Origin of the sequence: Sinomonas cyclohexanicum, assembly GCF_020886775.1 — a bacterium.
Taxonomy (GTDB): domain Bacteria; phylum Actinomycetota; class Actinomycetes; order Actinomycetales; family Micrococcaceae; genus Sinomonas; species Sinomonas cyclohexanicum.
The window spans coordinates 3,792,784-3,814,539 of the sequence record NZ_AP024525.1 but is presented as its reverse complement, the minus strand read 5'-3'; the positions used below and the strand labels follow the sequence as shown (position 1 = coordinate 3,814,539).

At 68.8% G+C, this 21,756-nt stretch carries 15 protein-coding genes, 2 rRNA genes and 1 pseudogene; 14 read left to right on the top strand and 4 right to left on the bottom strand.

Annotation, left to right across the window (positions count from 1 at the left end):
* The first annotated feature begins 331 nt into the window (after nucleotides 1–331).
* From SCMU_RS17955 to SCMU_RS17905, 11 genes are all read left to right on the top strand, one after another.
* Nucleotides 332–3,450, top strand: a 23S ribosomal RNA gene (locus tag SCMU_RS17955).
* A 186-nt stretch (nucleotides 3,451–3,636) separates the two neighbouring features.
* A 5S ribosomal RNA gene (gene rrf, locus SCMU_RS17950) occupies nucleotides 3,637–3,753 on the top strand.
* Between the two features lie 104 nt (nucleotides 3,754–3,857).
* Nucleotides 3,858–4,808 carry an ABC transporter ATP-binding protein gene (locus SCMU_RS17945; protein ID WP_229230451.1) on the top strand — a complete coding sequence of 317 codons (951 nt, stop codon included), beginning with the start codon at nucleotides 3,858–3,860 and terminating at the stop codon, nucleotides 4,806–4,808.
* 16 nt (nucleotides 4,809–4,824) lie between these two features.
* Nucleotides 4,825–5,574, top strand: a complete 750-nt coding sequence (locus tag SCMU_RS17940) for an ABC transporter permease subunit (RefSeq protein ID WP_229230450.1) — start codon at nucleotides 4,825–4,827, stop codon at nucleotides 5,572–5,574.
* Nucleotides 5,575–5,714: 140 nt separating this feature from the next.
* Nucleotides 5,715–6,698: an ABC transporter substrate-binding protein gene (locus SCMU_RS17935; protein ID WP_229230449.1), complete on the top strand. Its 984-nt coding sequence runs from the start codon at nucleotides 5,715–5,717 to the stop codon at nucleotides 6,696–6,698.
* A 45-nt stretch (nucleotides 6,699–6,743) separates the two neighbouring features.
* Nucleotides 6,744–7,754: an ABC transporter substrate-binding protein gene (locus SCMU_RS17930; RefSeq protein WP_229230448.1), complete on the top strand. Its 1,011-nt coding sequence runs from the start codon at nucleotides 6,744–6,746 to the stop codon at nucleotides 7,752–7,754.
* Entirely contained in the window at nucleotides 7,751–8,602 is an 852-nt protein-coding gene (locus SCMU_RS17925) for an ABC transporter permease (RefSeq protein ID WP_229230447.1), read from the top strand. Before SCMU_RS17930 ends, SCMU_RS17925 begins: the two co-directional genes overlap by 4 nt.
* Nucleotides 8,599–9,372, top strand: a complete 774-nt coding sequence (locus SCMU_RS17920; RefSeq protein ID WP_229230446.1) for an ABC transporter permease — start codon at nucleotides 8,599–8,601, stop codon at nucleotides 9,370–9,372. The genes SCMU_RS17925 and SCMU_RS17920 overlap by 4 nt, the downstream gene beginning before the upstream one ends.
* Entirely contained in the window at nucleotides 9,362–10,228 is an 867-nt protein-coding gene (locus tag SCMU_RS17915) for an ABC transporter ATP-binding protein (RefSeq protein ID WP_229230445.1), read from the top strand. Before SCMU_RS17920 ends, SCMU_RS17915 begins: the two co-directional genes overlap by 11 nt.
* Nucleotides 10,229–10,467: 239 nt before the next feature.
* Nucleotides 10,468–12,060, top strand: coding sequence for an IS1634 family transposase (locus SCMU_RS17910; RefSeq protein ID WP_229230444.1), 1,593 nt, complete (start codon nucleotides 10,468–10,470; stop codon nucleotides 12,058–12,060).
* Complete coding sequence (locus SCMU_RS17905; RefSeq protein ID WP_229230443.1) at nucleotides 12,047–12,205, top strand: hypothetical protein; 159 nt, start codon at nucleotides 12,047–12,049, stop codon at nucleotides 12,203–12,205. Before SCMU_RS17910 ends, SCMU_RS17905 begins: the two co-directional genes overlap by 14 nt.
* Before the next feature lie 69 nt (nucleotides 12,206–12,274).
* Here the strand turns inward: SCMU_RS17905 and SCMU_RS17900 are convergent, their stop codons facing one another.
* The gene (locus SCMU_RS17900) at nucleotides 12,275–13,168 is read right to left on the bottom strand and encodes an aminoglycoside phosphotransferase family protein (protein WP_229230442.1); all 894 of its coding nucleotides are present in this window, start codon (nucleotides 13,166–13,168) and stop codon (nucleotides 12,275–12,277) included.
* Nucleotides 13,169–13,402: 234 nt separating this feature from the next.
* Here SCMU_RS17900 and SCMU_RS17895 point away from each other — a divergent pair, with 234 nt between their 5' ends.
* The 3 genes and pseudogenes from SCMU_RS17895 to SCMU_RS21220 all read left to right on the top strand — a co-directional run bounded on the left by SCMU_RS17895 (nucleotide 13,403) and on the right by SCMU_RS21220 (nucleotide 18,574).
* The gene (locus tag SCMU_RS17895) at nucleotides 13,403–13,687 is read left to right on the top strand and encodes an HU family DNA-binding protein (RefSeq protein WP_189694894.1); all 285 of its coding nucleotides are present in this window, start codon (nucleotides 13,403–13,405) and stop codon (nucleotides 13,685–13,687) included.
* Nucleotides 13,688–13,799: 112 nt separating this feature from the next.
* Nucleotides 13,800–16,004, top strand: coding sequence for a bifunctional copper resistance protein CopD/cytochrome c oxidase assembly protein (locus SCMU_RS17890; protein ID WP_229230441.1), 2,205 nt, complete (start codon nucleotides 13,800–13,802; stop codon nucleotides 16,002–16,004).
* Nucleotides 16,005–16,521: 517 nt separating this feature from the next.
* Nucleotides 16,522–18,574, top strand: a pseudogene (locus tag SCMU_RS21220) (NHL domain-containing thioredoxin family protein).
* Between the two features lie 10 nt (nucleotides 18,575–18,584).
* On the opposite strand, the gene SCMU_RS17875 reads toward SCMU_RS21220, so the two are convergent.
* The 3 genes from SCMU_RS17875 to SCMU_RS17865 form a co-directional block, all read right to left on the bottom strand.
* Nucleotides 18,585–19,046 (bottom strand): GyrI-like domain-containing protein, encoded by a 462-nt coding sequence (locus SCMU_RS17875; RefSeq protein WP_229230438.1) that lies wholly within the window; start codon nucleotides 19,044–19,046, stop codon nucleotides 18,585–18,587.
* Between the two features lie 7 nt (nucleotides 19,047–19,053).
* Nucleotides 19,054–20,061: a hypothetical protein gene (locus SCMU_RS17870; RefSeq protein ID WP_229230437.1), complete on the bottom strand. Its 1,008-nt coding sequence runs from the start codon at nucleotides 20,059–20,061 to the stop codon at nucleotides 19,054–19,056.
* Nucleotides 20,062–20,126: 65 nt separating this feature from the next.
* Nucleotides 20,127–21,752, bottom strand: coding sequence for a helicase HerA-like domain-containing protein (locus SCMU_RS17865; protein WP_229230436.1), 1,626 nt, complete (start codon nucleotides 21,750–21,752; stop codon nucleotides 20,127–20,129).
* Nucleotides 21,753–21,756: the final 4 nt, after the last annotated feature.

The window sequence follows — 21,756 nt, the reverse complement described above, 5'->3', positions numbered from 1 at the left end:
GGGGGGCTGGAAAGCGGTGGGGCCGTGGTTTTGCGGTGGGGGTGGGGTCCTTGGCACACTGTTGGGTCCTGGGACAACAAGCGTCCCCGCGCCCTGTCCTCCTGTTCCTGTCCTGCCTGTGCGGCGGGGCGGGGCGGTGGGTGGGGCGTGTGGTGCCCGCCTTCTCCCGGCGTGCCGCTTCGCGGCGGTGCGTGTGGGGGCTGTGGGGGTTGTTGTTTGAGAACTGTATAGTGGACGCGAGCATCTAGCAATCTCGTTTTTCGAGTTGTAGGACGTACACGCACGGGCGCTCTGGCGTGCCGTGTGTTTGTGTGTCCTTGGTCTTTGTTGTGTTGAAGTTTCCAAGGGCGCACGGTGGATGCCTTGGCATCGGGAGCCGATGAAGGACGTGGGAATCTGCGATAAGCCTGGGGGAGTCGATAACCGGACTGTGATCCCAGGGTGTCCGAATGGGGAAACCCCGCCGCACTTGATGCGGTGACCCGCCGTTGAACGCATAGACGGTGTGGGGGGAACGCGGGGAAGTGAAACATCTCAGTACCCGCAGGAAGAGAAAACAAGAGTGATTCCGTCAGTAGTGGCGAGCGAACGCGGACGAGGCCAAACTGTGCGCGTGTGATACCCGGCAGGGGTTGCGCGCATGGGGTTGTGGGGCCTTCCTTTCGATCATCTGCCGGTGGTCGGGGGTGTTGCGGTGGTGTAGGCGAACGGTCTTGAACGGCCGGCCGGAGAGGGTGTGAGTCCCGTAGCCGGAACGCCTGTCGCAGCCCTGGGGAGGTGCCCGAGTAGCACGGGGCCCGAGAAATCCCGTGTGAATCTGTCAGGACCACCTGATAAGCCTGAATACTACCCGATGACCGATAGCGGACAAGTACCGTGAGGGAAAGGTGAAAAGTACCCCGGGAGGGGAGTGAAACAGTACCTGAAACCGTGCGCCTACAAACCGTCAGAGCAGGCTTCGTTCCTGTGATGGCGTGCCTTTTGAAGAATGAGCCTGCGAGTCAGTGCCACGTCGCGAGGTTAACCCGTGTGGGGGAGCCGTAGCGAAAGCGAGTCTGAACAGGGCGTTCAGTGGCGTGGTCTGGACCCGAAGCGGAGTGATCTACCCATGGCCAGGTTGAAGCGACGGTAAGACGTCGTGGAGGACCGAACCCACTTCAGTTGAAAATGGAGGGGATGAGCTGTGGGTAGGGGTGAAAGGCCAATCAAACTCCGTGATAGCTGGTTCTCCCCGAAATGCATTTAGGTGCAGCGTTGCGTGTTTCTTGCCGGAGGTAGAGCTACTGGATGGCCGATGGGCCCCACAAGGTTACTGACGTCAGCCAAACTCCGAATGCCGGCAAGTGAGAGCGCAGCAGTGAGACTGCGGGGGATAAGCTTCGTAGTCGAGAGGGAAACAGCCCAGACCACCGGCTAAGGCCCCCAAGCGTGTGCTAAGTGGGAAAGGATGTGGAGTTGCCCAGACAACCAGGAGGTTGGCTTAGAAGCAGCCACCCTTGAAAGAGTGCGTAATAGCTCACTGGTCAAGTGATTCCGCGCCGACAATGTAGCGGGGCTCAAGCACACCGCCGAAGCCGTGGCAGTCCCATGTGTGCCCTAGCCTTCGTGGTTCAGGGGTGGGGCTGGGTAGGGGAGCGTCGTGCGGGCAGTGAAGCCCCCGAGTGATCGAGGGGTGGAGGCCGCACGAGTGAGAATGCAGGCATGAGTAGCGAAAGACGGGTGGGAAACCCGTCCGCCGGATGATCAAGGGTTCCAGGGTCAAGCTCATCTGCCCTGGGTAAGTCGGGACCTAAGGCGAGGCCGACAGGCGTAGTCGATGGACAACGGGTCGATATTCCCGTACCGGCGAAGGACCGCCCATGCCGGACAGCCGATGCTGACCGCCCAATCCCCCCACCATGGGTCCTTCGGGACCTGTACCGGGGGTGCGCGCGGGACCCAGAGCTGCGAGGCAAGCGTATTAACAGGTGTGACGCAGGAAGGCAGCCCGGCCAGGCGATGGTTGACCTGGTCCAAGGATGTAGGGCGCGCGGCCGGCAAATCCGCCGCGCATCAGGCCTGAGATCCGACGGGACCCCCTCGCGGGGGGATCGGGTGATCCTATGCTGCCGAGAAAAGCATCGACGCGAGGTCCCAGCCGCCCGTACCCCAAACCGACACAGGTGATCAGGTAGAGAATACCAAGGCGATCGAGAGAATCACGGTCAAGGAACTCGGCAAAATGCCCCCGTAACTTCGGGAGAAGGGGGACCCCAACCCTGAACACCGCACGCCGGTGGGAGGGGGTCGGGGTCGCAGAGACCAGGGGGAAGCGACTGTTTACTAAAAACACAGGTCCGTGCGAAGTCGCAAGACGATGTATACGGACTGACTCCTGCCCGGTGCTGGAAGGTTAAGAGGACCCGTCAGCTCTCACGAGCGAAGCGGAGAATTCAAGCCCCAGTAAACGGCGGTGGTAACTATAACCATCCTAAGGTAGCGAAATTCCTTGTCGGGTAAGTTCCGACCTGCACGAATGGAGTAACGACTTCCCCGCTGTCTCGACCGTGAACTCGGCGAAATTGCACTACGAGTAAAGATGCTCGTTACGCGCAGCAGGACGGAAAGACCCCGAGACCTTCACTACAGTTTGGTATTGGTGTTCGGAGCGGCTTGTGTAGGATAGGTGGGAGACTGTGAGGCCGTCACGCCAGTGGCGGCGGAGTCATCGTTGAAATACCACTCTGGTCGCTTTGGACACCTCAACCTCGGCCCGTGATCCGGGCCAGGGACAGTGCCTGACGGGTAGTTTAACTGGGGCGGTTGCCTCCCAAAGAGTAACGGAGGCGCCCAAAGGTCCCCTCAGCCTGGTCGGCAACCAGGTGGCGAGTGCAAGTGCACAAGGGGGCTTGACTGTGAGAGAGACATCTCGAGCAGGGACGAAAGTCGGGACTAGTGATCCGGCGGCACCTCGTGGAAGGGCCGTCGCTCAACGGATAAAAGGTACCTCGGGGATAACAGGCTGATCTTGCCCAAGAGTCCATATCGACGGCATGGTTTGGCACCTCGATGTCGGCTCGTCGCATCCTGGGGCTGGAGTAGGTCCCAAGGGTTGGGCTGTTCGCCCATTAAAGCGGTACGCGAGCTGGGTTTAGAACGTCGTGAGACAGTTCGGTCCCTATCCGCTGCGCGCGCAGGAGATCTGAGAAGGGCTGTCCCCAGTACGAGAGGACCGGGACGGACGAACCTCTGGTGTGCCAGTTGTACCGCCAGGTGCACGGCTGGTTGGCTACGTTCGGAAGGGATAACCGCTGAAAGCATCTAAGCGGGAAGCCCACTTCAAGATGAGATCTCCATGCCCGCAAGGGCGAGAGGCCCCCAGCAGACCACTGGGTTGATAGGCCGGACGTGGAAGACAGGACTGAAGACTGTCGAAGCCGACCGGTACTAATAGGCCGACAACCTCAACACACACCACCCACCCGGTGGTGGCAAGAACCAACAATGCTACGCGTCCACCATACGGTCCCCAGACAACAAACCCCGCCCCAACCACACGGGGCGGCACGGGCACCGCAGCCACAACCGAACACAGATCCACGGACGACAACCGTGACCACAGCTTCCCACCCCCACCCGGGGGACGGGACAAAGGGTTACGGCGGCCACAGCGTGGGGGAAACGCCCGGACCCATCCCGAACCCGGAAGCTAAGACCCACAGCGCCGATGGTACTGCACCCGCCAGGGTGTGGGAGAGTAGGACACCGCCGGACAACCATTCCAGGACCCCCGACCACACGGCCGGGGGTCCTGACATTTAACAACCACAGCCGTTCGACCCTAGGACCGGCGTGGCGGGCGGCAAGATACTGGCCGCATGGCAGACTCAGGCGCGGCCCGCTCCGAGCATCCCGTGGTCCTCGAAGCCCTCACCAAGCGGTTCCGCCGCACGGTGGCCCTCGACTCGGTGAGCTTCAGCCTCGAGCCGGGCGAGGTCTTTGGATATCTCGGCCCCAACGGGGCGGGCAAGACGACCACGATCCGCCTCCTCATGGGCATGATCCGCCCCACGGCGGGCCGGGCCAGTGTGTTCGGTCTCGATACCTGGAGCGACGCAGAGGCCGTCCATCGGCTGGTCGGATACGTCCCGGGAGAGCCCTCGCTCTATCCGCGCCTCACGGGGCGCGAGCATGTCGACTACCTCGGCCACCTGCGGGGGCGCGACGACCGGGTCAGGGCGCAGGCTGTGGCCGACCGGCTCGGACTCGACCTCTCGCGGCGCAGCCGCACCCTCTCGCGCGGCAATCGGCAGAAGCTGGCCGTCGTCCTGGCGGTGATGTCAGGCCCGCGGCTCCTGGTGCTGGACGAGCCGACCAGCGGGCTCGACCCACTCGTCCAGCGCGAGTTCCACGCCCTCCTGCGTGAGCACACTGAGGATGGCGGAAGCGTTTTGCTGTCCTCCCACATCCTCGGCGAGGTACAACGCGTGGCCGACAGGATCGGCGTCGTGCGGGAAGGGCGCCTCGTCGCGGTGGAGCGGCTCGCGGACCTGAGCGGAAAGTCGCTGCACCACGTGCGGGCATCCTTCGCCGAGGAGGTCCGCGCGGGAGACTTCGCCAGTGTGGCCGGCGTCCGGGACCTCGCCGTGGACGGGCAGTCCTTGACCTGCAGCGCGCCGCAGTCGGCCCTCGACGATCTGCTCAAGCGGGTGTGCGCCCACACGGTCATCGACTTCGAGTGCGCCGAAGCCGAGCTCGACGAGATGTTCCTGACGTACTACGGAGGCGATGCAGATGCTGTCCAGCGTGTTGCTCAAGACGCTTCGTGATCAGTGGCGTTCCCTAGTGGCGTGGGGGGCGGGCCTTGCCGTCCTCATGGGCATGTACGCCGCCTTCTGGCCGAGCATCAAGGGCCAGCCGTCCATGAACGACCTGCTCGAGCAGATGCCGGAGGCGTTTCGCAACCTCTTCGCGACCGAGGCCGCGGATATGTCCACCCCTACGGGGTACATCCAGATCGAGCTTCTCTCCTTCATGGCGCCGATCGTGATTCTCATGTACGCGATCGGCATGGGCGCCGGCGCGATCGCCGGAGAGGAGGAGCACCACACGCTCGAGCTGCTCATCGCGCAGCCGGTGGGCCGCGGTCGGGTGGTCCTCGAGAAGGCCTGTGCCATGGCGCTCGGGACAGCGCTCCTCGCGGCCGTCGCCGGTTTCGCCCTGGTCCTCGAGGGCAGGTGGGTGGACCTCGTGCTGCCCGGGGACAAGATCGCGGCGGCGATGGCACACCTTGGGCTGCTGGGGCTGGTGTTCGGCAGCCTCGCCCTCGCCCTCTCGGCCGCGACGGGGAAGGCAGGCCTGAGCAAGGGCGTCCCTGCGGCCCTCGCCGTGGCCGCGTACCTCGTCAACGGACTGGCCCCCGTCGTCGACTGGCTGGAGCCCGCCCGGAAGTACTCGCCGTTCTACCAGTACGTGGGCCACGACCCCCTCAAGAACGGCCTCGACTGGCCGAGCGTGGGAATTGCCCTCGCGACGGCCGCAGTGCTGATCGGCGCCGCAGTCGTGGGTTTCAGGAGGCGCGACACCGCAGCCTAGACTCGCCCCGAGAGCAAGGAACAGGCTCAGATTCAATGGTTGATTACTTCAATGATTGAAGATATTGTACTTGTTGAACGTGGGGTGCATCACACCCGAGTCGACGGTGACTCGGCGCCCCGCGCGAGGGAGCACAAGTCATGTTCAAGACCCTTTCCAAGGCACTCGCGGGCGCGGCCGTAGCGGCACTGGCCCTGACAGGCTGCGGTGCCGGCTCGCCCTCGGGGGCCAGCGCCGGCCAGCAGAGCGGCGGCGGCTCGCTCACCAAGGTGACCGTGGGCGTGCTCAGCATCGCCCCATCGGCCGCCGTCCAGTACGGGATCGACAAGGGCTACTTCTCCAAGGAGGGCCTCGACGTCCAGTTCCAGACGGGGCAGGGCGGCGCGGCGATGCTCCCGGCCGTCTCGTCGGGCAGCATGGACTTCGCGGTCGGCAACCCCCTGTCCGTCCTCGTCGCGGCGGACAAGGGCCTCGACATGAAGGTCGTCACCGGCTACTCGAACTCGATCGCCACGGGCACCGACATCGAGGCCGTCATCGTCAAGAAGGACTCGCCCATCCAGTCGTGGAAGGACCTGGCCGGCAAGACCGTCTCGGTCAACGCCGTGAACACCCAGGGCGACCTGACGATCATGGAGTCCGTCGCGAAGGACGGCGGCGACCCGAAGGCGGTCAAGTTCAGCGAGGTCGCGTTCCCGGACGCCCAGGCGCAGCTGGACCGCGGCAACATCGACGCCGCGTGGGTGCCGGAGCCGTTCGAGACCAAGATGGCCAGTGACCCGAACTACCGGGTCCTGGGCTACCCGTACCAGGTGGCGATTCCAGGACTTCCCACGATGGTCTCGTTCACGTCCGGCAACTACGCCAAGTCCAACCCGGACACGGTTGCCAAGTTCAAGAAGGCGATGCAGACCACGCTGGACGCGGTCCAGAACGACCAGCAGGGCTTCAAGGCGACCGCTGGCACCTTCCTCAAGATGGATGCGGCCGCCGCGCAGAAGCTCAACATGGAGCAGATGTCAGCTGAGCTCCGCGAGCAGCAGCTCACGGACCTGGGCAACCTCATGCTCAAGTACAAGTTTGTGACGAAGCAGCCCTCGATCGACTCGCTCCTCGTCAAGTAGTCGCACGCACAGTCCCACGCACCCGGGCACCTGAAAGGCACACCCATGTTCAAGCGCATCGTGACGGCGGCAGCCGCAGCGCTCACCCTCCTCTCCCTTGCGGCCTGTGGTGCCGGCTCACCGAGCAGCGCCCAACCCGGCGCCGCCGGATCGAGCACGGGAGCGTCGGGCACGGCGGCCGCTGGCGGCCAGACCCAGAAGATCACCGTCGGCGTCATTCCGATCGTGGACACCGCGCCGATCTGGCTGGGGAAGTCCAAGGGCTTCTTCGCCGAGGAGGGCCTCGACCTCGACATCCAGACCGCGACGGGCGGCTCGGCAATCGTCCCCGGCGTCCAGTCCGGCAGCTACGACTTCGCGTTCTCGAACCTCATCTCCGTCATGGTGGCCAAGGACAAGGGCCTGGACATGCGCTTCGTGGCGGATGGTGCGTCCTCCACCGGCGATCCCGCAAAGGAGTTCGGCGCGGTCCTGGTCACGGGTGACTCGCCGATCAAGACGGCGAAGGACCTCGAGGGCAAGAAGGTCTCGGTCAACAACCTCTCGAACATCGGCGACACGACCATCAAGACCGTCGTGGAGAAGGCGGGCGGGGACCCCTCGAAGGTGCAGTTCGTCGAGGTGGCGTTCCCGGACGCTCAGGCCGCCCTGGACAAGGGCGTGGTCGACGCCGCGTGGATCCTCGACCCGTTCCGCACCGCGGGCGTCGAGGCGGGCGACCGGGTCCTGAGCAACAACTTCGTCGAGTTCGACCCGAAGCTCGACATCGCCGGCTACTTCACGAGCGGTGACACGATCAAGAACAAGCCGGAGCTCACGGCCAAGTTCACGCGTGCCATGAACAAGTCGCTCGACTACGCCCAGCAGCACCCGCAGGAGGTCCGCGACGTCGTCGGCACGTACACGAAGATCGACGCCGCCACGCGCGCCAAGATGAATCTCCCGCTGTACCGCAGCGCCTTCGACAGGGCCGCCGTGCAGAAGCTCGGCGACGCCGCGCAGAAGTACGGCACGCTGACCAAGCCCGTCAACCTCGACGAGCTGCTGCCGCGATGAGCACGCAGACTGCAACCCGAGCCCAGCAGAAGCTGGGCCCGCGGCAACGTACCGCGCGCCGCCCCGGCAGGAGGCCGGGATGGACGACGCCGGTCCTCGGCCTTGTGGGCATCCTCGCCTTCCTGGGGGTGTGGGAGCTCGCCCCGGCGGTCGGGATCGTCCAGGCGAAGTACCTTCCGCCGGCGTCGGAGGTGCTGGCCGCGCTCGCGAACGACTTCGGGCTGGCCCTCTTCTGGAAGGCAGTGGGCGACACCATGGCGGCGTGGGCGATCGGGCTCGCGATCGCCGTTGTGCTCGCCACCGTCCTCGGCCTGGTCATCGGGATGTCCCCGTTCCTGCGCCGCGCCACGAACTCGACGATCGAGTTCCTCCGCCCGATCCCCTCGGTGGCGCTCATCCCGCTCGCCGTGCTGCTCTTCGGGATCAAGATCGAGTCCACGCTCATGCTCGTCGTCTACGCGAGCTTCTGGCAGGTGCTCATCCAGGCGCTCTACGGCGTGGCTGACGTGGACACGGTCGCGATGAACACGGCGGAGAGCTACGGCTTCTCGTGGTGGCAGCGGGTGCGCGACGTCGTGTTCCCGACGGTCCTGCCGTACCTCATGACGGGCATCCGCCTCGCCGCGTCCGTCGCGCTGATCCTCGCCATCACCGCCGAGCTCGTGATCGGCTCGCCCGGCCTCGGGCGCGAGATCGCGCTCGCGCAGTCCGGCGGCGCGATCTCGGGCATGTATGCCCTCATCCTCGCCACGGGCCTGCTCGGCGTCGTCGTGAACCTCGCCGCGCGGTGGGTCGAGCGGCGTGTCCTGTCCTGGCATCCCTCGATCCGCGGGGAGGTCGCGGCATGAAGTTCCTCAAGGCACTCCTGTACGGGATCGGCCTGCCCGTCCTGCTCATCGCCCTCTGGTGGGCCGCGACGTCCGGTGCCCCCAACTTCTTCGTCCCCACGCCCGGCGCGCTCGCGGAGAAGTTCCCGCCGACGTGGTTCGGCGACCGCCTCCTCACGGACGTGCTCCCGAGCATCGGCCGGCTCCTGGTCGGCCTCGCGGCGGCGATCGTCCTCGGCGTCGTGCTCGGGCTCCTCGTGGGCCTCAGCCCCACGCTCCGGGCGCTGACCGAGCCCGTGTTCGAGTTCTTCCGCGCGGTCCCGCCGCCGGTCCTCGTCCCCGTGCTCATGCTCCTGGTGGGCATCAACGACTCGATGAAGGTCGCCGTGATCGTCTCGGGCTGCGTCTGGCCCGTGCTGCTGAACACGATCGAGGGCGTGCGCGCCATCGACCCCGTGCAGAACGAGACGACCCGCTCGTACGGGATCACCGGGTTCAACCGGATCCGGTACCAGATCCTGCCGTCCGCGGCCCCCCAGATCTTCGCCGGCGTGAGGCAGTCCCTCTCGATCGGCCTGATCCTCATGGTCATCTCCGAGATGTTCGCGTCCTCGTCCGGACTCGGCTTCGCGATCGTGCAGTTCCAGCGCTCGTTCGCGATCCCCGAGATGTGGTCCGGCATCGTGGTCCTCGGGCTCATCGGCGTGGCCATGTCCCTCATCTTCCAGTGGATCCAGCGGACCGTGCTCCGCTGGTACAACGGCCTCAAAGAGGTAGAGAATGCAGCCTGACCAGACCCAGAGCCAGACCGTGCCCCGCGGGCGCACCCTTCCCGAGGGCGAGGCGCTCCTGTCGGTGCGCGGCGTCAAGAAGGTCTACCGCACCGACGGCGGAGACATCGAGGCCGTCCGCGACCTCACGTTCGACCTCGGCCACAACGAGCTCGCGTGCATCGTGGGCCCGTCCGGCTCCGGCAAGACCACGCTCCTGAAGTGCATTGCCGGCCTGCTCTCGACCACTGAGGGCGAGGTGGTCCTCGACGGGAAGAAGGTCACCGGGCCGCCCAAGAAGATGGCGGTCGTGTTCCAGGAGTACGGCCGGTCCCTGTTCCCGTGGCTGCGGGTGAAGGACAACGTGGAGCTGCCCCTGAAGAACGCGGGCGTGCCCAAGGCGGAGCGGGAGAAGCTCGTCAACCAGGCCCTCGAGGCGGTGGGCCTGGCCCACGTGCCGCGCTCGTACCCGTGGCAGCTCTCGGGCGGCATGCAGCAGCGCGTCGCAATCGCCCGCGCGGTGGCGTACCAGCCCGAGGTGCTCCTCATGGACGAGCCGTTCGCCGCTGTCGACGCCCAGACCCGTGCCGATCTCGAGGACCTCATCCGGCGCATCTGGAAGGACCTCGGAGTCACCGTCCTGTTCGTCACGCATGACATCGACGAGTCCGTCTACCTCGGCCAGCGCGTCATCATCCTCTCCTCCTCGCCCACCGTGGTGCAGGAGGACCTCGTGATCGACCTGCCCGCCGAGCGCGACCAGCTCGAGACCCGCGCCCTGCCGCGCTTCACCGAGCTGCGCCACCACGTCTACGAGCAGATCCAGCTGGCCAAGCAGGGGCACCGGCCGGACGCGGCCCGGCCCGACAAGGCCTGATCGGGCGCAGGACGGCGGGCACCGCGCAGGGAGCGCACGACGGCGGGCGGGCCCCGCCGTCGTGCGCCCTCAGCCGAACCACTCCACCGCGCGGGCGAGCATGCGGCGGCCCTCGTCCTCGAACCTGACTCGTGCCACTCGGTTGACGGATTTTCGCTGATGGTGCTCTGACCTGCGGTTTCTTTGTTGCGGTCGGACGGTTTGGTTACTAAGAACCTGTCGAAAGGTAGCCTCAGGGGGTGGCTTCCAGGTTCGTGCGCAAGGTCAGGACGGCCTCGGGCGCGGTCGCTGTCCAGATCGTGGCCAAGGACCGGGGCCAGGTCGTGGAGGTCGATCATGTGGGTTCTGCCCATACCGATGCCGAGCTGGCGCTGCTGCTGGACCTGGCCCGCGATCGGCTCCGGCCCGGCCAGGGGACGCTGGACCTGGGCCCGCTGCCCCGCGTAGAGGTGCGCACCGAGGACGTCGCTGACTGGACGGCCGCCGCCTCGTTGCCGGTAGCCGCTCCCGGCGGGCGCCCACGGCTCGTGGCCGGCGGCGGGCGCGTGGTGGCAACGGCATCGCTGCTGCTCTGGGACGTCTTGGCCCAGGCGTACTCCCGTCTGGGATTCGATGTCCTCGACGATGAGGCGTTCAGATCGCTGGTGCTGGCCCGGATCATCGAGCCCACGTCGAAGGCCGACACCCTCCGGGTCCTGGAAGAGATCGGGGTGCCCGCACCGGCGCTGCGCACGGTGTTCCGATGCCTGGAGCGCTGCAGCAGGCAGGACTACCGCGACATCATCGCCAAGGCCTGCCTCGCGCACTCGGTCCGCTCTACAGGGCCTGCGGCGATGGTCATGTATGACGTGACCACCCTGCATTTCACGAACGAGGACGAGGACGAGCTGCGCCGGGTCGGGATGAGCAAGGAGCACCGCGTGGACCCGCAGGTCCAGGTCGGGCTGCTGGTGGACCCGGGCGGGTTCCCGCTGGAGGTGCACCTCTTCGACGGGCGCAAGGCCGAGACCACCACCCTCGTGCCGGTGCTGAAGGCGTTCCAGGAGAGGCATGGGGTCACGGACATGGTCGTGGTCGCCGACGCCGGGATGCTCTCGGCCGGCAACCTGAACGCGCTCGAGGACGCCGGGTTCTCCTTCATCGTCGGCTCCCGCCTGACCAAGGCCCCGTATGACCTCGCCGAGCACTTCGAAGCCCACGGGGACTGGTTCGAGGACGGGCAGATCCTCGAATCCGTCAGGACGCTGGGAACCGGGAAGGACGCGCGGGAGCGGCGGATCGTCTACCAGTACTCGTTCAAGCGGGCCAAGCGCGACCGGCGCACCATCAACCTCATGGTCGAGAAGGCCGAACGCATCGCCGCCGGCGCCACTCCCTTGAAGAAGGCGAGGTTCCTCAAGGTCACCGGCGCCGAGAAGGCCCTGGACCAGACCACCATCGAACGGGCCCGCCAGCTCGCAGGGCTCAAGGGCTACGTGACCAGCCTGCCCGAGGCAACGATGAGCGGCAGCGCGGTGATCGGCGCCTATCACGACCTCTGGGCGGTCGAGGCGTCGTTCCGCATGACCAAGTCCGACCTGAAGGCCCGGCCCGTCTTCCACCACCAGCGCGAGGCGATCGAGGCCCACCTCACCGTGGTCTTCGCGGCCCTCGCGATCGCCCGCCACCTCCAGGACGCCACCGGCGTGAGCATCAAGAAGCTCGTCCAGACGCTGCGTCCCGTCCGCTCGGCAACAATCGAGGTCAACGGCCAACGCCTCACCCTCGAGCCCAACATTCCCCCGACAGCTCAGGAAATCCTGACAACGCTTGGACTCATTGCAGGTCACTAAGGCAAGTGGCACGACTCAGGAGCGCGACCAGCTCGAGACCCGCGCCCTGCCGCGCTTCACCGAGCTGCGCCACCACGTCTACGAGCAGATCCAGCTGGCCAAGCAGGGGCACCGGCCGGACGCGGCCCGGCCCGACAAGGCCTGATCGGGCGCAGGACGGCGGGCACCGCGCAGGGAGCGCACGACGGCGGGCGGGCCCCGCCGTCGTGCGCCCTCAGCCGAACCACTCCACCGCGCGGGCGAGCATGCGGCGGCCCTCGTCCTCGAACGGCGCGTCGCCGACCTCGTGCGCCCAGACGACCGTCCCGAGGGCCTGGAGGAGGTTGTCGAGCAGCCATGAGCCGGGCTCGCTGGCCGGGTCGCGGCCGTAGCCGGCGTGGAACGCCGCCCGGAGCCGCGCGGCGTCGTGTGCCGACTGACCGGGCCCGGCCTGGAAGCTCTGGTGCTCAAGCCGGACGAGGTCGGTGACCCAGGGCCGGTACCCCGCGCGGCCCCAGTCGATGAGCGAGACGAGGCCTCCCGCAGCAGGGTCGCCGTCGAGGACCCAGTTGCGCGGCTGAAAGTCCCCGTGCGTCGCGTACAGCCAGCGTGGGGCCGGGCGATGGGCGGCCGCGAGGCGCTCCGCGATGCGGAGGTGGGGCGCCGGGGCGAGCCCGTGGGCGCGCGCCAGGAAGTCGCCGACCTTATGCAGGGCCGCCGGGTCGTAGCTCGCCGTCCGCTCCCGCGGCACGTGCACGAGCGCGAGGAGCTCGCCCGCCTGGCGGAACGCCTCGGCGGAACGCTCGTGCGGGCCGCCCTCGACGAGCCGGCCGGGCAGCCACGTGGCGGCGAGGACCCCAGCACGGGTGTCCGCGTGCAGCAGCCGCGCGCTCCGGGGCGGGTCGAGGGCGAGGAGCGGCCCGGTCATCTGCCGGTGCGCGCGGGCCTCCCGGACGATGTGGTGGCTCGTCCCCGACGCCTTGATGACCACCGGGCCGCGTCCCGTGGAGATGCGCAGGACGTGGATGCCCTGGATGCCCCACGAATGGTCCTCCAAGAGCTCCCAGTCCCCGAACCACGCGTCCACGAGCCCCCGCTGGGCGGCGGTGAGCGGCGTGTCGGACGGCATGCCACTCACGCTACGCCCCGTCATGCGGCGGGGGCGCCTGATGCGCTCGCCACCCTGCCGGAGGGCACCCCACGGCCCGGATCCGGGCCAAAAACCCCGGATAAGGCCCAAAAACCGCGAAAACACGCGGAAATCTGCTGGCCAGGCCCCGGATAGCTGGTAAGTTGCGGTAACAGCAGCCCGGAGCGGACCGTTCCCGGGCTGACATGTAGAAACCAACGTCCAGGAGGACACATGGCTAAGAACCGCAGCGATCTGGTCGCAGAAGTCGCCGGCAAGACCAGCCTCAGCCAGGCCGCAGTCAACGGCGTGCTCGACGCACTGTTCGAGGTCTTCGAGGCCTCCGTTTCCAAGGGTGAGAAGATCAGCATCCCGGGCTGGCTCGCCGTCGAGCGCACCGAGCGCGCCGCCCGCACGGGCCGCAACCCGCAGACGGGTGCCGCCATCGAGATCCCGGCCGGCCACAGCGTCAAGCTGACCGCGGGCTCCAAGCTCAAGGCCGCCGCTTCGGGCAAGTAGTCCCGGGCGCGTAGCCCACAGGCTCCAGACAGCCTCGCGAGGGGGCAACGGCACCGCGCCGCTGCCCCCTCTCGGCGTCTGAGGCCACCGCGGTGTCTGGGACAATGGATGGGTGCCACGATCTGCCTCGCCCGCCCGCCCAGCCTCCGCCGCCCCCGCTCCCGCGGGAAACGCAGGCCTCGCACGGGGATGGTCGATCGCGGCGCTGGCCGTCGCGGTCCTCGCCCTCGTGGCCGCCCTCATCTTCTCCGGCGCCGTCGCGGCCCGGCAGGTCCTCGATCCCGGGGCGCTCGTGCGGTGGGGCCTGCCCATCGCGAAGACGCTCCTGAACCTCTCGGCCGCCCTGGTGCTCGGCGGCATCACGTTCGCAGTGGGGGTGCTCCCGCGGTACCCCACCCCGCACCGTGGCCGCCGCGCGGCCCGCGACGCCGCGGACGGGGCGGCCGCCGACGACGGGGACGAGCACCCCGCCTTCACCCGCGCCCTGAGGATCGCCACGGGCGGCGCCATCGCGTGGACGATCAGCGCCATGGCGGTCCTCGTCCTCACGCACTCCGACCTGATCGGGCAGCCCCTCTCCGGCGACGCCGACTACACCAAGCAGCTGGTCTTCTTCATGACGAGCCTCGACGTGGGCCGGGCGTGGCTCGTCACCGTGATCATCGCCGCTGTCGTCGCGACGCTCCTCTTCGCTGTCCGCTCCCTCACGGGGCTCGCGCTCACGGGCCTCCTGGCACTCGCGGGCCTCGTGCCCATGGCGCTCATCGGGCACTCCGCCAGCTCCAGCGACCACGAGGGCGCCGTCAATTCCCTCTTCCTCCACCTCGTGGGCGCCTCACTCTGGGTCGGCGGCATCGCCGTGCTCGCCCTCCTGGGCCGCACGCTGGCCGGGGGCCCGGACCGCTCCCGGACACACGACGGCGCGTCCCGCCCAGGTGCCTCGGCCGGCGGGAGCGGGGCACGCGGCGTCGTGCGCGTCCCGCAGGCGACCGACGCGACCGAGGCGACGCTGCGGCGCTTCTCCGCGCTCGCGCTGTTCGGGTACGTGCTCGTGGTGGCGTCCGGCGTGGTCAACGCGCTCATCCGGCTGCCGAACCTCGGCGATCTGTTCACGTCCGCGTACGGGCAGATCATCCTCGCCAAGACGACCCTCGCGGTGGTGCTCGGCGGGATCGGGTTCATGCACCGGCAGTGGATCATCCCGCAGCTGGGCCGTGGCGCGTCCGCGCGGCGCGTGCTGTGGCAGCTCATCGGGGTCGAGGCCGTGGTGATGGGCGCGGTGTCCGGGCTCGCCGTCGCGCTCTCCCGCTCGGCCCCACCCGAGCCGACCACGTACGCGCCCGACGCCTCGCCGGCGTTCATCCTCACCGGCTACGAGCTGCCTCCCGAGCTCACCTCCTCGCGCTGGATCACCGAGTGGCGCGCGGACTGGCTGTGGGTGGCCGTGGTGCTCTTCGGGGCCGTCACCTACATCCTCGGCATGGTCAAGGTGGCCCGACGCGGAGACCCGTGGTCGTGGCTCCGGGCCGCCTCGTGGTTCGTCGGGCTCGTGCTCCTGACGTACATCACGAGCGGGCCGCCGGCCGTGTACGGGCGGGTGCTGTTCTCCGCGCACATGGTGGACCACATGATGCTGACCATGGTGGCGCCGCTGTTCCTCGTGCTCGGCTCGCCCGTCACGCTCGCGCTCAAGGCCCTGACGGCGCGGCGCGACGGCAGCCGGGGACTGCGCGAGTGGCTGCTCGTGTTCGTCCACTCGAAGTGGTCGCAGCTGGTCACCCACCCGCTGTTCGCGGCCGCCAACTTCGCGGGCTCGATCATCCTGTTCTACTACTCGGACCTGTTCGGGTACGCCATGCGGGACCATGTGGGCCACGAGCTCATGAACCTGCACTTCACGCTGACCGGGTACATCTTCGTACTGACGATGATCGGCTCCGACCCCCTACCACGCCGGTTCCCGTACCCGATCCGACTCGTGCTCCTGCTCGCGACCATGGCGTTCCACGCGTTCTTCGGCGTGACGCTCATGGGCTCCAACGTGCTGCTCGAGCCGACGTTCTTCGGCAACCTGGGCCGGGCATGGGGGCAGTCCGCGATCGGGGACCAGCAGACCGGCGGCGGCATCGCGTGGGGCATCGGCGAGATCCCGACCCTGATCCTCGCAATTGGGGTGGCCGTCATGTGGTCCAAGTCGGACGCACGCGAGACCAAGCGCCGCGACCGCGCCGCCGACCGCGACCACGATGCCGACCTCGAGGCCTACAACGCCATGTTCACGCGCCTCCAGGAGCGCGACGAGGCCCAGGGGCGGTAGGGAGGCCGAGGGGCGGTAGGGGTGCATCCTCACCGCCGGGGTCGGGTCTGCTGATGCCGGGGTCGGGTCTGCTGATGCCGCGGCCGGGGCTGGGCTGAGCGACCGGTGGGTTGCCCACGCGCATGTGCTGCCCTGGCCCGCTTGGGCTGCCTTCGGCCGCTTCTCCTTGGGTAATTCACCCAGCAGATGCGGGCCAGGGCAGCACATCTCGGGGCGGCGGGGACCTCTCCCGCCGACGGCGAGTGGTCACTGCCGGTGCCTTGCTTCACGCGGGCGACAATGCGGCGTCGTGCGCACCGGGACATGCCCCCGATCTCGCGGTCAGGGGACCCGATCTCGGCGCCAGAGGACCCGCTCTCGGCGGAGGCGGGCCGTCGCACGGCGTAACGTGTGGAAGAAACCCCGGGATAATGGGGTTGGCCCCAACGAGCCCCTGTTTCACCCTGCCTGAGGAGTACCCGTGACCGCAGAATCCACCGAGGACCAGCAGACCACTGAGTCAGCGAGCACCGATTCTGTGCGCGCTGATTCTGTGCGCTCCGCGCACCGTGTCCGCGCGAGCGAGCTCGGCGGCCGCGCGTGGCTCAACACCGGCGGCGCGGAGCTGGATCTGGCGGCGCTGCGCGGGAAGGTCGTCCTCCTTGATTTCTGGACCTTCTGCTGCATCAACTGCCTCCACGTCCTGGACGAGCTGCGCCCGCTCGAGGAGAAGTACAAGGACGTCCTCGTCACGGTCGGGGTGCACTCTCCCAAGTTCGAGCACGAGGCCGACCCGGTGGCGCTCGCGGCCGCCGTCGAGCGCTACGACATCCACCACCCGGTCCTCGACGATCCCGACCTCCTCACGTGGCAGGCGTACACGGCCCGCGCGTGGCCGACGCTCGTGGTCATCGACCCCGAGGGCTACATCGTGGCCCACCTCTCGGGGGAGGGGCACGCCGGCGGGCTCGGCGTGCTGGTCGAGGAGCTCGTCGCCGAGCACGAGGCGAAGGGCACGCTGCACCGCGGCGACGGCCCGTATGTGGCCCCGGAGCCCACGGCCGGCACCCTGCGCTTCCCCGGCCAGACCGTCCCGCTCGAGAACGGCAACTATCTCGTGGTCGACACCGGCCACCACCGCCTCGTCGAGCTGCGCCCCGACCTCGAGACCGTGGAGCGCGTGATCGGCTCCGGCACGAAGGGCTTCCTCGACGGCCAGGCCGAGGTCGCGCAGTTCAACGAGCCCCAGGGCGTCGCCGTCCTGCCGGCCTCGGTCGCGTGGCAGACGGGCTACGAGGCCGTCGTCGCGGACACCGTCAACCACCGCCTCCGCGGCGTGTCCCTCTCCTCGGGCTACGCAGACCGTGGCCGGCAACGGCGTCCAGCGACTCCTCGACGCGGGCCCGGCCCGCGTGAACGGCGATGGCGCCGGGACGTGGGCCAAGGCAGCGCCCGACGCCGTCACCGCACCCGCCGCCGATACTGCACCTGCCGCCGGCGAGCCGCACGACGTGTACGCGGGCGACGCCGAGGACATCGGCTACCTCGGCCATGGCACCAACGTCTCCCTGTCCTCCCCCTGGGACGTGGTGTGGAGCGAGAAGCTCGGCAAGGTCGTCGTCGCGATGGCGGGCACGCACCAGATCTTCACGTTCGACCCGGTCACCGGCGTCGTCGCGATCCTCGCCGGCTCGGGCCTCGAGGGCCTCCTCGACGGTCCCGGCGCGCAGGCCTGGTTCGCCCAGCCGTCCGGCCTCGCCGTGGACCCGTCCGGGGACCTCTGGGTCGCCGACTCGGAGACCTCCGCGCTGCGCCGAGTGAGGCTCGCGGAGGACGGCAGCGCGACGGTGGAGACCGCCGTCGGGCGCGGCCTGTTCGACTTCGGCTTCCGCGACGGTGCGGCCGACGCCGCGCGCCTCCAGCACCCGCTCGGCGTCGCCGTGCTTCCGGACGGCTCGGTCGCGATCGCCGACACGTACAACGGCGCGGTGCGCCGGTACGACCCGTCCGGCAGGACAGGCGATAGCGAAGGTGGGAGGGGCGCGGTCTCGACGCTCGCGCGGGGGCTCGCGGAGCCGGCCGATGTCGTCGTGGTCACCCCCGCGGCGGGCGAGGGCGGCGAGCCGCTGCTGCTGGTCACCGAGACGAACCGCCACGAGCTCGTGCTCGTGCCCATCCCGAAGGACGCCCAGCAGGTCGACGAGGGCGAGCGGCAGACCCAGCGGCCCAAGACGCCCGTGGCAGCCGGACCCCTCGCGCTGACCGTCCGCTTCAAGGCGCCGACCGGGCAGAAGCTGGACGACCGCTGGGGCGATCCCACGCAGCTGAAGATCTCCTCGACCCCCGCCGAGCTGCTCATGGGCGGTACCGGCACGTCGCAGGGGCTCACCCGGACGCTCGAGCTCAACCCGGCGTTCACCGAGGGCGTCCTCCACATCACTGCGCGCGCGGCGGCGTGCGATGGCGCTCCCGGCGAGGAGATCCCCGACCACGCGGCCTGCCACCTCTACCAGCAGGACTGGGGCATCCCCGTGGTGCTGCAGGACGGCGCCGACGCCGAGCTCACCCTCGACCTGCGCGGCATGGACTGATGTAGCCGGCTCAGCTGCGCAGCTCCCAGTAGACCTCCACATCGATCTGGCCAGTGCGCGGGTCCGGGTCGTCGTAGACCTCCCAGAAGCGCCCGGTGGGCGTCCGGGCCTGGTCCGCGCACCAGGCCCGGACTGCGGCGTGGGCCGCGCCGATCTCGGTGATCGGTCCCGTGTGCACGGTCGTGGCGGCGTCGCAGGCGGGCAGGCTGGAGGGCCGCACGCGGCCCGCTGCCTCGAACGTCCCCGTCACCTGCACGCCAGCCTCGACGAGGGCCGCGCCGGCGCCGCTGGCCGCGTAGAGCATGAGGTTGTGGCCGCCCTTCCAGAGGCCCGGCCGGTCCCGCAGGAAGGCCCAGACCTCGTCGAGGAGCGGCCGCCACTGGGGCCCGGCGTCCCGCACCGTGGGATCGGCGGCCGCCACAGCCGTCGGGACGTCCTCGGTTCTGACGAGTCTCACGGGGTGATCGGTCATCGGCCGATTATTTCAGCTGCGGCGTGACCGTGACGGCGGTGTCCGTGACGTCGAGGCGTGCGCCGAAGTCGAAGTCCACCTCGGTGTCCAGCGGGGTCTTCGCGCCGGTGAACAGGTTGATGGTGGTGGCCCTGAGCCGCGCCCTGCCCTGCATCGGCGAGAGCGCCCAGTGGCCCTGGTAGGGCTCGATCGAGACCGCTGGATAGTCAGACACGCTCCACGCGATCGTGCCGTCCTGGATGCGCGTGGTGGTGTCAAGCGAGAACGGGCAGGTGGGCTGGAGACGCTGCTGCTCGGTCGCTGAACGCGCGCAGTCGTCCAGATAGCCGCGGACCTTGGCGTCGATCGCGGAGACGAGCTGTGGGGTCGCCCGTGTGGCGAGGTTCAGCGGCGTCGTGCTCGCCGGGCCGCCCACGACGACGGCGCGCGGCTCCGCGGCGAACTGCTCGCCCTCGAGGGAGCCCACGTACGAGCCGGGGAAGAACACGGGGAAGGCGTTGCGGCCGTCCGGCATGTTCACGGTTGCGCCGTTCACGGTGGCGCGGGCCGAGTTGACCACCGTGACCGCGAGGACCGGCAGCGGCGCCGCGGCGATGGACCAGCGGGGGAAGAACAGCCAGTCGGTGCCGACGCGGTCCACCGCGAACTGGCTCTCGTGGGCCTCGCCGTCCACGGTGTAGTGGACGGTGACATTGGCGCGGTTCGGACCGCTCGAGCCGTTCGGATCGGGGGCCGTCGTCTCGTAGGAAATGTCCTGGACCCGGTTCATCGAGTCCTTGAGCGGGGCGCCGTCGAGCAGGGCCGCGCTCCCGGGCGGGACCGTGGCGTGCAGGAGGCCGAGGGCCCGGCCGCCGTCACCGGCCTGGAGGGCGGCGATGTAGGCCCGCACGGGTTCGGCCGGCCCGGTCACGGTGTTCTTGACGGTCGCGATCGCGACAACCGAGGCAACGACCGTCAACGCGAGGGCGAGCAGCCACACGGCCGCGGTCCTGACGAGGGCGGGGCTGATCTGCACCCGCCCCACCCTACCAACGGGCGTAACGAGACCCCGCAACGGGCTGTTGCGGGGTCCCTGGCCTGTTACCGCCGCCGGCGCGGGGCCGTCCCGAAGACGCTGCGCATGATCTCGCGGCCGAACTGCGTCCCCATGGACCGGACCATGGACCGCAGCCCGCTGCCCAGCGCCCCGCCGAGGGCACCGACCACCTCGCCGGCCAGGCCGCCGTCGGCGCGGGGCTCCTCGCGGCCCTGCGCGGGCGGCTCGAGATTCGGCGAGGGGAGCGGCGGAGGCGACTGCCCGGCGTCGGGCGCGGGCGCCTGCTGGGCCGCCTCCTGCCGCTGGAGCTTCTCGAACGCGGACACGTTGTCGACGGCGGTGCCGTACTTCGCCATGAGGGGCGACGCCTGCACCACTCCGGTCAGGACCGACGGGTCCGCCGGCCCCATCACCGAGAGCGGGGCGCGCATCCGCGTGAGGGCCACCGGCGTCGGGGCGCCCTTCTCGTTCATGACTGTCACGACGGCCTCGCCGATCCCGGCGGAGGTCAGGACCTCCTCGAGGTCGTAGTCGCTCACGGGAAAGGTGGAGACCGTGGCCTTGAGGGCCTTCGCGTCGTCGGGGGTGAACGCGCGGAGCGCGTGCTGGACCCGGTTGGCGAGCTGGCCGAGCACGTCTGCGGGCACGTCCTTCGGGGTCTGCGTGACGAAGAAGATGCCCACGCCCTTCGAGCGGATGAGCCGGACGGTCTGCGTGATCGCGTCGAGGAACGCCTTCGTGGCGCCATTGAAGAGCAGGTGCGCCTCGTCCAGGAAGAACACGAGCTTGGGCTTGTCCGCGTCGCCCACCTCGGGCAGGTCGTGGAACAGGTCTGCGAGGAGCCACATGAGGAAGGTGGAGAACAGGATGGGCTTGCCCTGCAGGCTCGGCAGCTCGAGGCAGGTCACGACGCCGCGCCCGTCCGGGGCGGTTCGCAGCAGCTCGCCCGTGTCGAACTCCGGCTCGCCGAAGAACTTCTCCATGCCCGCGGCCTCGAGGCCCACGAGCTCGCGCAGGATCACGCCCGCGGTGGCCTTGGAGAGGCCGCCGAGCTGCTCGAGCTCGGCCTTGCCCTCGTCCGAGACGAGGAACTGGATGACGGCGCGGAGGTCCTTGAGGTCGATCAGCTCGAGCTGCTTCGTATCCGCGAAGTGGAAGATGAGCTGGAGGCTGGACTCCTGCGTCTCGTTCAGCTCCATGACGCGGGAGAGGAGGATCGGGCCGAACGAGGTCACCGTGGCCCGGACCGGGACGCCGTTGCCGTCGCCGCCGAGCGCGAGGTACTCCACGGGGAACGAGGCCGGCTGCCAGTCCTGGCCGATCCCCTTGGTGCGCGCCAGCAGCTTGTCGCTCCCCGTGCCCGCCGTCGCAAGGCCCGAGAGGTCGCCCTTGATGTCCGCGAGGAACACGGGGACCCCGGCGGTGGAGAGCTGCTCCGCCATCATGTGCAGCGTGACGGTCTTGCCGGTTCCGGTTGCGCCGGCCACGAGCCCATGGCGGTTCATCATGCCCAGCGGCAGCGCGACCTGGGCCTCCGGACGGACCTCGCCGTCCACGACCGCGGCGCCGAGCCCGATCGTGGGCCCCTCGAACACGTAACCCTGCTGGATGGTCGCGAGCTTGTCTGTGCTGGTCTTCGCTGCGCTCTGTGCCGCCGTCTTATCAGCCATGCGG